Source organism: Eubacterium ruminantium, assembly GCF_900167085.1.
Lineage (GTDB): Bacteria > Bacillota > Clostridia > Lachnospirales > Lachnospiraceae > Eubacterium_Q > Eubacterium_Q ruminantium.
Genome location: NZ_FUXA01000007.1, coordinates 37,673 through 51,351 on the forward strand (window position 1 = coordinate 37,673; position 13,679 = coordinate 51,351).

A 13,679-nucleotide genomic window follows, 5' to 3' on the forward strand; every position below is an offset into this window, starting at 1 on the left:
TACAGCAAAAAGCATGCGACGGCGTACTCAAAAAAGTACGCCATGTATGCTTTTGTAAGTAATCCAATCTTTAAATTGAAAAATTATTTGTTGTTAGCTGCTGCTACACCAGGAAGTTCCTTACCTTCAAGGAATTCAAGTGAAGCACCACCACCTGTAGAGATGTGGCTCATCTTATCGCCGAATCCAAGCTGATTACAAGCTGCTGCTGAATCTCCACCACCGATGATAGTTGTAGCATCTGTTGCTGCAAGAGCTTCTGCTACTGCAATAGTACCCTTTGCAAGAGTTGGGTTCTCGAATACACCCATAGGTCCATTCCAAACAACTGTCTTAGCTGTCTTAGCAGCTTCAGCGAAGAGTGCTCTTGTCTTCTCACCGATATCAAGACCTTCCTTATTTGCAGGAATTGCATTTGAAGGAACTGTCTCAACTTCGATAGGTCCATCGATTGGATCAGGGAAACCATCACCAACAACTGTATCGATTGGAAGGAGAAGCTTCTTACCAAGCTTTTCTGCCTTCTCGATCATTTCTTTACAATAATCGATCTTTGTATCATCAACAAGTGAAAGACCAACTTCCTTACCCTGAGCCTTAAGGAATGTATAAGCCATACCACCACCGATGATAAGTGTATCACACTTCTCAAGGAGGTTAGAGATAACATTAAGCTTATCAGCAACCTTAGCACCACCGAGGATAGCTACGAATGGTCTAACAGGATTCTCTACAGCATTTCCAAGGAAATCGATTTCCTTCTGCATAAGATATCCAACAACTGCAGTATCAACATACTGAGTAACACCAACATTTGAGCAGTGAGCTCTGTGAGCTGTACCAAATGCGTCATTTACGAATACATCGCAGATTGAAGCAAGATCCTTAGAGAATGCTTCTCCGTTCTTTGTCTCTTCTGCTCTGAATCTTGTATTCTCAAGAAGGATAACTTCTCCATCTTTCATTGCATTAACTGCTTCAACAACGTTTGGTCCTACAACTTCAGGATTTGCAACAAACTTAACTTCCTGTCCAAGAAGTTCTGAAAGACGTACTGCAACAGGTGCAAGTGTCTTTGTAAGTTTATCTTCTTCTGTCTTAACTTTTCCGAGGTGTGAGCAAAGAATAATCTTTCCTCCATCTGCAATAAGTTTCTTGATTGTTGGAAGAGCTGCAACAAGTCTATTCTCGTCTGTTATAACTCCATTCTTAAGAGGTACGTTAAAATCGCATCTTACGAGGACTCTCTGGCCCTTAACATTGATATCATCAACTGATTTCTTATTAAGTGACATCTTTATATCTCCTTTTAATTATTAATCTCCCACGTATAGTCGTAACGATTCGTGTGTATATCCACCCCTTTATATCATAAAGAGGTATATATACACACAAATCCCTAACCTATCTGTAGTAAGATCTGATTGTTTGGAAACCATGTTTCCTTTAATGTTAAAAAAACGGGTCCGGTCATGAAAACCGGACCCGAGTTAATTCCACGGAGTCAGATTAAAAAATCCGACATGGTTTAGTGACCGCTATTAATCAAACTAAAATTAGTTTAACTCAGCGAAATACTTGATTGTTCTAACCATCTGGCTTGTGTATGAGTTCTCGTTATCATACCAAGAAACAACCTGTACTTCGTAAAGATCATCAGCAATCTTAGAAACCATTGTCTGTGTAGCATCAAAGAGTGAACCAAATCTCATTCCGATAACGTCAGAAGAAACGATCTGATCCTCATTGTAACCAAATGATTCAGAAGCAGCAGCCTTCATTGCAGCGTTGATACCATCAACTGTTACATCTGCTCCCTTAACTACAGCTGTAAGGATTGTTGTAGAACCTGTTGGAACAGGAACTCTCTGTGCAGATCCGATAAGCTTTCCGTTAAGCTCAGGGATAACAAGACCGATAGCCTTAGCAGCACCTGTTGAGTTAGGAACGATGTTAGCAGCACCAGCACGTGCTCTTCTAAGATCACCCTTTCTGTGTGGTCCGTCAAGGATCATCTGATCACCTGTATAAGCATGAATTGTGCTCATGATACCACTCTGAATTGGTGCATAATCATTAAGTGCCTTAGCCATAGGTGCAAGGCAGTTTGTTGTACATGAAGCAGCTGAGATAATCTGATCATCTGCTGTAAGTGTATTTTCGTTAACTGAGTAAACGATTGTCTTAAGATCATTTCCTGCTGGAGCTGAGATAACAACCTTCTTAGCACCTGCATTGATATGAGCCTGTGACTTATCTTTTGAGCAGTAGAAACCTGTACACTCAAGAACAACATCAACGTCAAGCTCTCCCCATGGACAGTTATTTGCATCTGCTTCCTTATAAATCTTTAATGTCTTTCCATCAACTGTGATCGTATTAGCTTCATCATCAGCTGAAACTGTATGAAGGTTCTGTCCGATAACACCAGCGAATCCACCCTGTGCTGTATCGTACTTAAGAAGCTGAGCGAGCATTGAAGGCTTTGTAAGATCGTTGATTGCAACTACCTCATATCCTTCTGCATCAAACATCTGTCTGAAAGCAAGACGTCCTATACGACCAAATCCATTGATTGCTACTTTTACTGCCATGTTTTTAAATCCTCCTAGATTTTATAATATATACTGCAAAAAGCAGTAAGATTTCGTGAAAAGTATCACAGAGATATAATAACCTTTACGTTATCAAATTTCAAGAGAAAAAATCAGCCTAATTTTTCAAACCTGTATTTCTGCTTAATATCAGGATATTTCACTTTATCCACCTTACTTACGAACATCATATAAGGCCTGCAATACAACTGAAAATCATCATATAACGCCTGATAAACAATAAGCTTCTCCCTTGTTTCGGAATGAATAGCCGTGCCGATTATCTGATACAAATATAAATTCTTCGCTGCATCCTCTTCCGACAATAACTCTCTCTTGAAATGTCTGACGATGTCCCCCGGTTTAAATTCCCGGGTCCACGTATCGTCTGTATCAACACATTCTGTATAACCTTCATCAACTGCACTCTTTCCAGAATTGCTTAAATTCTCCTCAGAGAAATCATCAGGATCATCATCAAACTCATCGTATGATTCATCATCCTCCGCAATACCTTTCACGAAACCCAAATCAGGTTCAGACTTTCCTAAATCTGCTGAAAGACCATCAAGAGCATCTCTGAAAATTTCATAATTTTCCGTTTCATATTCTTTGCAGTAGACCGCATATTCGATAATATCAAAACAGCCGATAAACTCCTCGGTTGCTTTTCTGAACGCTTCCGATACGATTTCCGGATCATTTCCAAAAACTCCGCAACCAAAGGCCCCCAACACTATAGCCTTCACGCCATTTGCTACAGCAATGGTAAGAATATGTCTCGCTCTTTTTAAATGTATCCTGTATAACTCTTCTTCAGACAGATGTATCCCGTATCCATTGTTGGATTCTAAACTGTTGTAAGGTATTCCTCTAAGATCCGGAGCGGCCGAACTGATTACATCGACTGTACACCACTTGTTCTTAGGTAATCTTTCGGGATACTCATCATCCGACTTACAAATGACTATGTCCGGTGAATATATCACCGCATCCGTATGTATCGGATTATTTGAAAGCCTGTTCTGATTGTAAAATGCATCAATTAACCATTTCTGGTTCAATGTCGGATATAGATTGGAGCATCTGCAAAGAGCTTCTTCCTGAGCTGAACTTCCTCCTACGACTCCACCACCCGGATTAACAGCTGAAGCAAAATTCAAAACAGCAACCTTTTTATTCGGAAATGCCTGGCATATATCCATAGCCGCTTCAAAACTTCTCTTCTTACTGACTCTGACTTTACTCTCTTCGGCATTCACCCTGTTTATCACAGGATACTCATCCTCTGCATAAAGTCTTGTTCTGTTTACACTGCTAACCGTTTCTGCGTATAAGGTTTTCTCCGTCGAATAAAATTCAACCGTATCTTTAAAAACCCCTGCATTTATCTCTCTTATATCCATTTAATAAAACTACCCCTTTAATATGTCTTCTTTTTTAGGTACATGAGGCATTCGCTTATTCCATCTAACGCCACTTCAAGCTTAAGTGCTTTAAATACCGAATGCATCTTTCCATTCGGATAGAAGTCCTCATTGATAATAGAAAGCGCTTCTACCGATGCAGCATTGGCATTCTGATTAAGCTTTTCGAGTTCATAGCCAAATTGCTTAATACTTTGGCTTATGTCCTTGTATTCAGCGATCGATTTCTGATTTAATTGAATAATGCTGTAATAGTATTTCAGTCCTTCAATGTAACCTCTCTTGATAGAAGGCAATTCGTCAAATCTTACAATTTCATCTGCCATATTTAACACCCCTTTTTTATAAGATTTTCACTTCTCTCCCCCAAGAGAAAACTGTATATACATTTTACCAATTTACAGCCAAAAAATCAATCAATAAACGCTATTGAAATATTATCTTTTTCACTTGTTACATCGTCACACACAATTGTCAGACGATGTATATAATCTTCCATTTCCGAGTCTATTTTTTGTGTATTATAAAATACAATAAGTGCCTTTTCGAAGATGTCAGATAAAGCATCATAAAGGCTGTCCAGATTATTTCCGTAATAATCTTCTTCCCCTATCTTTTCTCTGATTCTTCTATGCAATTCAACCTTATCAGCTACTCCTTCGAGATCGATAAGTTTTATATCATCATAATCCAAGTTAAATGATTCCATCCCGTCTCCTTATTATTCCCATCAATATCCTGGCATCCGGTCACGTATATTATTTGATGTCACGCGGTTATTATCGATATCACACACATAAATCACTTGATGTACAGGTTAGTTTTCTTCCCCATATAAAAGTGTGAAGCTTTCATAATGATCATCGGTATAATAAATCAGGCCGTCATTTGAGAAAACTATTCTTTTGGCTCCTCTTTTCTTACCTTTGGTATCGATGTCACATTCAGTATAACTTCTTCCGCTTTTTTCAGGTAAAAGCCCTTCGTAATTACCGAATCTGTCACCGCCTATAGCCTTTCCCGGAGCATAATCCTCAAGAACGCCGCCGCTCCATCCAAGATTCTTTGCTTCCTTTTTGGTGATAAAATTATCCGGAAGTTCATTGTATAAATGAATATATAAGGCTACTTCATCTTTTGAATAATATGATCCATTTCTGTCGAGAGACTCCTCTTCTGTCGCGGATGATTTCTCTGTTACAGATGATACTTCTGTTGTACTCTTATCTTCGGTGCTGATTACAGATTCCGAATTATTTACTGTCGAAGCCTCTTGCTTTTTTTCTTCAGCACTTTTATCTTCGGTACCATTTTCTGATTTTGATTTTCCGGTACCATTCTCTTCAGTACTCTTCTTTCCGGCACTGTTCTCTTCTGTAACATTCTGAGAAGCTGTTGTTTTTATCTCTCCCGAAGGCTTTTTCTTATCCTTCTTTCCGCATCCGTAAAATGATGTGACCACCATGAGAAGGAGCATAATAACTGCAAATATCCTTTTATTCCTTCTCATTATCTTATTCATAAAACCATTCATTTCTATCTCTCCCGAATCTGTAAATCCAATATGGCTGTCGCAAAAACTTGACTGTCGAAAAGCTCATGTTACTCCGAAAATTTTGAAATTGTCTTATCGCTGTAAGTAATCATTCTGTCGGGTTATTTAAGAACAGCCATACCAAACTTAGATTATTTATTCTGATAATAAAATATTGCGAGATTTGTCCTATCTCTTATGTCGAGTTTTCTCAAGATGTTACTCAGATAATTTCTGACTGTACCTTCGGAAAGGAAAAGCTTATCGGCTATCTCCTTATTGGAAAGTCCATTTGCAACTTCCTCTATTATCTCTTTTTCCTGAGGCGTTATACCATAGCTTGCATAGTCAAATGATCCGCCATTTTTCTTGATCATTTCCGGAAGCCTCTGGGTAATTCCATTTCCAAATACGCACTGACCCTGACAAACAAGCTTCACCGCCGGTATTATTCCATCAAAATCCTGCTTAATGATATATCCTTTAGCTCCAAGATTAATGGCGCTTACAATATATTCATCATCATTAAAAGTTGTTAAATAAAGTATCTTGGCATCCGGATTTTTGGAAATAATCTCTGTTCCCGCCTCTAAACCGGACATGCCTTTCATCCTGATGTCCATAAGCAGCAAATCAGGTTTATATTCCTCATAAAGTTTTATTGCGTCTTCTCCACTATTACCTGTTCCAACAACCTCAATCTCACTATCGGAAGATAATATGGTTTTCAGACTCATAGCCACAAGATTATCATCATCAACAACTAGTATTTTCATTTCAGCCCTCTCTTATGTTTATATATTTTTCCCCAAACGTACAAACACTCTGAAACCATTACCCTTGGTGAAATATGCTTGACCATTAAATTGCTCGGCACGTTTGATTATATTGTCCAACCCCATTCCTCTATGATCAATTTCAACCTCTTCACCTTCACTGTCTTTGGAATGCCCCAAAGAATCATAATCCCGAACGATAATCTGATACATGGACGGATGTTCATCAATCCTAATATCAACCGAATCATTATCGCTATATTTGATTATATTCGAAACCGCTTCCTTGACAATGTTTATGATAGCATATTTTATCTCTTTAGACATATTATCATTTTCAACATCGCACTCAAAATTTAAATTAAACTTGGATTCAAGCGGTTTTAACATTTCATTTACGGATATTTCTATATCAATGGCGTCATCTCGTATATCATGGACACTCTCACGAATATTATTCATGGCTGTGTCCAGCGTATTTCTAAGATCTTTAAGCTCCTGTGAAATAGCCTCTTCCTTATGAACCACCATCATAGCACCTACCTGAAGGAGGGACCTGCTGAGCATGTGACCCACGTTGTCATGTATCTCCCTGGCGATACGGTTTCTTTCCGCAAGCTGCGCAGTATATATATTCTTGTCCTGCTCTTCGAGAATAATGATATTCTGATGTTTCAGCAATTCATTTTTAATCTCACCCTCATCTCTTATCTTCTTTATATGTATTCGATTTTTATCGATGACATCTGTCTTATATGCCATATATCCGGCCAGGATCATGATAAAAGTAATGTATATGATCTCCTGGGGCTGAAATAAATTAAAAGCATTTATTATTGCCACAAATGAAATCAGACCGGCACCATAATGTCGGTCAAAATATGCTTCATATATAATTATAGGCAAAATAAATACAGCCTTCGGAATGAAGATACAAATCGAAGCTGCTATCAGGACGAAAATCTTATTAATAAGACTGAATTTATTTCCGATCATCCTTAAATATGACGTCAGGAAAGCAGCCGTGACCATGACAAATATCATGATCACAAGCTGCATATCCTTAAAGTGCTTCACAAAAACGAAAGCTGCTAATAATATTAATATTACCTTATCAAGTAATGTCTTCAAATCTACACCTTTTTACTCACTCTTTTGCATTTTGGCTTTCCCTATAGCAAGTCCTACTGTCATAACCATAACCCCAAATAACAACTGAATCAACAGGAAATTTGCTATATCTCCGAAATCGCCGCCGTTCTGTATCTTTTCAACAGCTCTTGAATACCAAAATGTAGGAACGAATCTTCCGAGGGTTTTTGCCATTCCTCCAAGCATCTCAAGCGGAACGAATATTCCTCCGAGGAAGCAGAATGAAAGTGATATAACATTTGTAAATGCAGGAACTGTTCTTTCTTTAAGTCCAAGATTTGAAACTGCTATTACAAACATAGTCATTGTTACGCTGAGTACGCAGATATTGCTTACCATAAGCCACCATCTGTCTGTAAATGATTCTTTATCGATCACCGAACCTATTACAATGAGGAATATATCTACGAAAACAGTTACAACAACTGTTGCCGCTGTTATCATAAACTGTCTTTTAACTCTTGGCATTGATGAAATATTGGATCTCTTATCAATCTTTTGGCTTCCCATTTTCAAAATAACAGGAAGGATAGCTGAAAGAATTATAGTCATCAAACCATATGGAAGCATTACAAATGCATTAAAGAAAACTTCTTCATTATCACTTTTTTCCATTATTGAAACTGACGAATTATTTTTATATGATTCTGTGGAAAGTTTTGCTGCTTCTTCTATACTGAAACCGCCCTTATAGTAATTCTTGAAAAGATTTATATAATTTTCAATCTCTGCATCGATAAGATATCCCATTCTGCTTCCTGCATCTTTGGTACTATCTATCTTCAAAGAACCATCACCGTTAAGTACACTGTCGCCAAATCCTTCAGGAATCACAATATAGTTAGATATCTTTGTGTAATACATAAGATCTACGATCTCTTCTTTTGAATAATCCTTTTCTTTAATCTCATTGAATTCTCCAAGAAAATCAATCAATACCTTTGAAACTTCCGATTTATCATTATCAACGATTACGAGTCCGTGGCTGACTGCCGAATATGCTTCATCTTGGTTTGAACCCATTCCTGTAAGAATAAGTATAACAGTAACAGATATCAAAAGATAAATCGCTATTGAAACTTTGAAGCTTTTTAAAACCTTGAAATACGATTTAAAGACTGTCATAACTGTTCCTCCTTCCGAAGATTATCGCTCCTATTATCATTACTGCCGACATAATGATTAATGAGATAATGCACTGGAAAAATCTACTTCCTGCGCCAAACATATTTAATGAATAGAAAGCATCCGATATTACCGCTGCCGGATTGATCTTATTTACGATCGGTGCCTTTTCCAAAAGCACTACTTTCATATCACCGTACATAAGTCCTGAAAGTGCACAGCTTATAAGGCTTACTGCTGACAGAAAACTTTCTTTCTTATCTCTGTTAGCACTTCCTATATTTCCTACTAAAAATCCGAGAGCCAAACCACAAAGTGTTGCAAGAACAGTGGTTGCATAAATGATAAAGATATTTCCTCCGAATTTAATATTTAAAACAAAAATGATATATGATAATGCAACACAGTTTACTACTGTCTGAACTATAAATGATGCAATTAAACTTCCGAGCTGAAATGCCAGTCTGTTAACCGGAGATGCATTTGTTCTTGCACCCACAGCCGACATATTTGCCTGGCTGTTGTTTCCTATTCTCACACTGTTAAATGATGAAAAGAGTGCAGCCATCGCAATGATATTATAAAAATACTGAACGAACGGATCCTTATTTTCACCTGCAAGATCCTTATTATTTAAATATTCAACTCTCTTGCTGATACCTTCATAAACTTCATTTAATTTTTCAGGATGTTCTTCCGAAACCTTCTGGATAAGATCAATCTGTTCATTATAAGTAGATGTGATGATATCAAGCATTGTTGCCTGATTTCCGTTACTTCTTACTACGACTGTAAATTTACCATTTTCTGCAACTTTAATGATTCCACCGATCTTATCATCTTCAAGAAGTTTCTGTGCATTTTCTAAATCTTCATCATATGTCGCCGCCAAAACTTCCTTGTCATTTACCCTAATGTTGTCAAGTACTTCGGTCACGTGTTCTTTAACTTCTTCATTGTCTGTTTCAAAATAAACCGCCGTCTTGATTGGTTCAACAACATAGGAGTCAAATATTTTACCAAAAGCCATATAAAACAGCGTTCCGAGGATCACAGGAAACATAAGTGTCCAGAATATCGCAGCCTTATCTCTGACTCCTATCTTCAATTGTTTTGATACAATATTAAGAAACATATCTTATGCCTCCTTATCTCTAAGAGTTCTACCTGTAATCTCAAGAAATACATCATTCAATGTTGGGAGTTCCGAATAAATCCTCTCATAATCAAGATTGTTATTTGTTAAGTAATCAATAACGTGAGAAATGTTATGCTTTCCGCTTGAACACTTGATAGTTAGTCTTCCTGACATATATTTCACATCATAAACATGATTAAGACTGCTGACTCCCTGTATATCCTTTTCAGAAATATTTTTAATATCTACAATGACATTTTCTGTATTTTTGATCTTTCTCTTCAGTTCATCGCTGGTTCCTTCAGCAACTTTCTTGCCCTTATCCATAATGAGAATCTGTGAACAGATCTGCTCAACTTCTTCCATATAATGGCTTGTATAAATGATTGTTGCTCCTGCATTATTCAGCTCGACTATTCCCTCGAGGATCTTATTTCTACTCTGTGGATCAACTGCAACTGTAGGCTCATCCATTATGATTATTTCAGGCTTATGAGCTATTCCACATGCGATGTTCAGTCTTCTGAGAAGACCACCGGAGAGCTTTTTAGGTTTGAACTTTTTGAAATCTTCAATACCTACAAACTTGATTGCATCTTCTACATATTTTTTACGTGTTTTCTTATCTTTGATGTAAAGACCGCAGAAATAATCAACATTTTCATATACGGTAAGTTCATCGAAAACTGCAACTTCCTGCATAACAACTCCAATCTTTCTCTTAAGATCGTATCTGCTGCTTGTCATCTTCTCTCCGAAAAGCTTAACTTCACCGTTATCATAATTAAGAAGTGAAAGAATGCAGTTTATAGTAGTTGTCTTACCTGAACCATTTGGTCCTAAAAGGCCGAAAACCTCTCCCTTTTTTATCTTCATATTAAAATTGTCCAGAGCTATGAGCTCCTTATATCTTTTTACAAGATTATCAACTTCAACTATCACTTCTGACATAGTAGTCCTCCTTTTTATATCAAATCATTTAACTTTTTAAACATCGTTTAGCTTGTTTTGATTCATAATCATTTTGCTTAAGTAAACTCCGTTCATATATCGTAACTTCATGTCATTATAATATAACAAATAAATGTCATTTATTAGTGTTAAACGTAATCCGCTCATGTGACATTTGTCACAAAAAAATACCGACCCGTGATTGTTGGCTTATTTCCAACTCTCCAGATCGGTACTGAAAGTTTTATCGGGTTTTAATTTGCTATCTAACGATTACATTCATGAAGAAGAATCCATTGAGCGAATCGTAGAATTCGTTATACGGTCCGCTTATCTCATTTGCAAGAAATGATGTCTCAACATTTGAACTATCTAAAATTATGCAATCATAAACGCCCTTCTCTCCGGACTGTAATCTTTCACTTATCTTTTCCTTAAATTCCGTCTGATCGGAATATACATATCCCAGGAAGTTATAATAATTGCCCTCCATGGAATTACATGTATAAAACTCATCTCTATTCCAAGAATGCGAATCATATATATATGAATCACATACATTGAAATATTTATGATAAGCCACGCCTTCTATAGCGCCGTAATCCAGATCATCCCAAGTGGCGTCAAGCATATACCACTCTCCGTCCAACTTGACCTGATTCCACGCATGACCGTTATTTCTGACTTTTCCGTAAACCACTCTATTTTCAATCCCTGCTCTTGTAAGAAGAAGATACATAGCTTTTGCATATCCGTCACAAACAGCTTCGTGTGTTACAAGTGCTCCATATGCTGTATGCTGATCGTCATATACTGATTCTGCACCTATATATTTGCAGTCACATACAAGACGGTCATGAAGCGCGAGTTCCTTCTCAAAGTCACTCATATCTTCGGTAACACATTCGTTATAGACCTTTTCAACTTCTTCACGTAACTTCACAGCCTTTTCCATTTTTTCAGGAATCGGTTCATCATAAACTATATTTCTGTAAACATAACCGCAGTCTGTCTTGAACACTCCAATTTCAATCTTTACACGCTTATCGTCAATCTCATTCCATATATAATCCATTCCGAGCTTGCCTTTAACGTTGTGATAGTAGTCATAGAAATTGACAAAATCCTCTTTACACTTTGCGTCAAGGTAAAATGCTATCCTTCCTGTATCACCTTTATCAACACGATATGAAACATATTCCGCTGCACTCTTTACATCAGGAAATATCTCACGGCCGTTATATTCGACTTTCTTATATTGATAAGTATTGTCATTTTCGCCCCGATACAATGAAGATTCTTCATCATCCGGATCTACAAAATAAGGATCTCTGGAACTTCTTTCCTGACTTTTATAAACATCGATTGAATTGTCATTACGGCCGTTTCTTTCAGCCCTGCTCTTTTCACGCTCTTTTTGAACTCTTAAACCGAAAATACCAATCACCATGGTGATGACAAGCACTACGATAAATACCGAATTTACCTTTTTCCTTTTTGGTTTTTGAGGGCCAAGATAATAGTTTGAATACAAACTAAAATCCTGCTTAGTGCTGTGTATATCATTAAAAAAATTGTTGCCCGGGTATGCGGTATTCCCGTTTACGTTGCCAGGATATACTGTATTGCCATTTGTGTTACCCGGGTACGCGGTATTACCGTTTACGTTGCCAGGATATACGGTATTACCACCGGAATTTCCCGGATATGCGCCGCTGCTGCCAGGTTGAAATCGGTCATTAATACCATTTGAATTGCCTGAGTACGTATTATTGCCACTCGAATTACCAGGGTATGCACTGCCATTCCCAGCTCCGTACGGAGAATCATTTATCTCACTACCGTTACTGCCGGAATATATATTATTCTCATTCGTCCCTCCATCGTATACGGACTTGCCACCGGTGTACTGTCCTGCAGACGATGTACCATCTCGATATATGTTATTATCCGAATACTGATTACCGCTGCCTGAGTACGGACTATCGTTACTGCCTGTATTTTCATTTTTCAGTTTATATTTAAAATTGTTTTCTGATTCCGGAAAATCTCCCATTGTAAACCCTCAAATACTTAATCACTTACTGCAAAATTGGTTCGTATCATATTCTTTTCTGATACCAAAGAAGGTCATACCATCTGTCGAATTTTTTACCTACCAATTTCATGTCTGCAACCTGAACATAACCTGCATTTATAAGTTCTCCTTCTGCCATCTCTGTTCATCCTTCCTTTTGTCGAACATTTTGTATACGTTTCATTCTACCTTACAATATATCACAGATATTTATCGCATAACAAACACTCTTTTGTGAAATATTGAAGAATATCTTTTTCCTAACTGTTTCTTAGTATCAAAGAAAAAAGTACCTACAAGCATTTAATACTCATAGGCACTGTAAATTCTCGAAATCCCCGAACAAAGTATAATCAGACAAATACCATTATTACTCTCTTATACGCTTGTTAAGACTATTTATTGCGTCCGTGTTACCCAGATGAAATTGCATTTTTCTTTCATCATCTGTAACATATTTAACAAGATCTGTACCGATTGTAATGCCGGTCTCATCATCAACCTTAAATGTGAAATCGACAATACCGTCCGCAACAAAAACCATTTTGTCTTTATCTTTTATTTCTTCGGATATTTTAACTTCTCTAAAAGCGTTAATATACTCATCGATCATATCCGGATCCTTGGTAGAAAAACTCTCATATCCATTTTCGCCGCCGAATCCGACAATAATCTCCACAGGTTTTATCTTACCCTCGATAATATCAATGAAGGTATCGTCAACAAATACACGTTCCACATCATACTTTGTTTTTTTATCGTCGTCGCCTTTAGTTTTACTACTACAACCACTAAGTAATGTAATAGATGATAATATAAATATACCGATTATAAGAAATCGAATACGATTCTTCATGACCATCTCACCTGCTTTGTTCAAATAAATACCTCCCTCAAAATGGTAA

13 protein-coding genes are annotated in these 13,679 nt (G+C 37.2%); all 13 read right to left on the reverse strand.

Going from position 1 to position 13,679, the window contains the following annotated elements; all coding sequences use genetic code 11:
* Nucleotides 1-83: 83 nt before the first annotated feature.
* Entirely contained in the window at nucleotides 84-1,295 is a 1,212-nt protein-coding gene (locus B5D25_RS05770) for a phosphoglycerate kinase (RefSeq protein ID WP_078787012.1), read from the reverse strand.
* A 261-nt stretch (nucleotides 1,296-1,556) separates the two neighbouring features.
* Nucleotides 1,557-2,594 (reverse strand): type I glyceraldehyde-3-phosphate dehydrogenase, encoded by a 1,038-nt coding sequence (gene gap / locus B5D25_RS05775; RefSeq protein WP_078787013.1) that lies wholly within the window; start codon nucleotides 2,592-2,594, stop codon nucleotides 1,557-1,559.
* Nucleotides 2,595-2,707: 113 nt separating this feature from the next.
* Nucleotides 2,708-4,000, reverse strand: coding sequence for a TIGR02452 family protein (locus B5D25_RS05780; RefSeq protein WP_078787014.1), 1,293 nt, complete (start codon nucleotides 3,998-4,000; stop codon nucleotides 2,708-2,710).
* 17 nt (nucleotides 4,001-4,017) lie between these two features.
* Nucleotides 4,018-4,347 carry a hypothetical protein gene (locus B5D25_RS05785; protein WP_078787015.1) on the reverse strand — a complete coding sequence of 110 codons (330 nt, stop codon included), beginning with the start codon at nucleotides 4,345-4,347 and terminating at the stop codon, nucleotides 4,018-4,020.
* Nucleotides 4,348-4,433: 86 nt separating this feature from the next.
* Nucleotides 4,434-4,730: a barstar family protein gene (locus B5D25_RS05790; protein ID WP_078787016.1), complete on the reverse strand. Its 297-nt coding sequence runs from the start codon at nucleotides 4,728-4,730 to the stop codon at nucleotides 4,434-4,436.
* A gap of 108 nt (nucleotides 4,731-4,838) precedes the next feature.
* The gene (locus B5D25_RS05795; RefSeq protein ID WP_242870198.1) at nucleotides 4,839-5,555 is read right to left on the reverse strand and encodes a ribonuclease domain-containing protein; all 717 of its coding nucleotides are present in this window, start codon (nucleotides 5,553-5,555) and stop codon (nucleotides 4,839-4,841) included.
* A 152-nt stretch (nucleotides 5,556-5,707) separates the two neighbouring features.
* Nucleotides 5,708-6,331 carry a response regulator gene (locus B5D25_RS05800; RefSeq protein WP_078787017.1) on the reverse strand — a complete coding sequence of 208 codons (624 nt, stop codon included), beginning with the start codon at nucleotides 6,329-6,331 and terminating at the stop codon, nucleotides 5,708-5,710.
* An 18-nt stretch (nucleotides 6,332-6,349) separates the two neighbouring features.
* On the reverse strand, nucleotides 6,350-7,462 hold the full coding sequence (locus B5D25_RS05805; protein ID WP_078787018.1) for a histidine kinase: 1,113 nt from the start codon (nucleotides 7,460-7,462) through the stop codon (nucleotides 6,350-6,352).
* 12 nt (nucleotides 7,463-7,474) lie between these two features.
* Nucleotides 7,475-8,608: an ABC transporter permease gene (locus B5D25_RS05810; RefSeq protein ID WP_078787019.1), complete on the reverse strand. Its 1,134-nt coding sequence runs from the start codon at nucleotides 8,606-8,608 to the stop codon at nucleotides 7,475-7,477.
* Nucleotides 8,595-9,743 carry an ABC transporter permease gene (locus tag B5D25_RS05815; RefSeq protein ID WP_078787020.1) on the reverse strand — a complete coding sequence of 383 codons (1,149 nt, stop codon included), beginning with the start codon at nucleotides 9,741-9,743 and terminating at the stop codon, nucleotides 8,595-8,597. The genes B5D25_RS05810 and B5D25_RS05815 overlap by 14 nt, the downstream gene beginning before the upstream one ends.
* Nucleotides 9,744-9,746: 3 nt before the next feature.
* Nucleotides 9,747-10,697: an ABC transporter ATP-binding protein gene (locus B5D25_RS05820; protein ID WP_078787021.1), complete on the reverse strand. Its 951-nt coding sequence runs from the start codon at nucleotides 10,695-10,697 to the stop codon at nucleotides 9,747-9,749.
* Nucleotides 10,698-10,959: 262 nt separating this feature from the next.
* Nucleotides 10,960-12,753 (reverse strand): transglutaminase domain-containing protein, encoded by a 1,794-nt coding sequence (locus tag B5D25_RS05825; RefSeq protein WP_078787022.1) that lies wholly within the window; start codon nucleotides 12,751-12,753, stop codon nucleotides 10,960-10,962.
* A 391-nt stretch (nucleotides 12,754-13,144) separates the two neighbouring features.
* Nucleotides 13,145-13,654: a hypothetical protein gene (locus B5D25_RS05830; RefSeq protein WP_078787023.1), complete on the reverse strand. Its 510-nt coding sequence runs from the start codon at nucleotides 13,652-13,654 to the stop codon at nucleotides 13,145-13,147.
* Nucleotides 13,655-13,679: the final 25 nt, after the last annotated feature.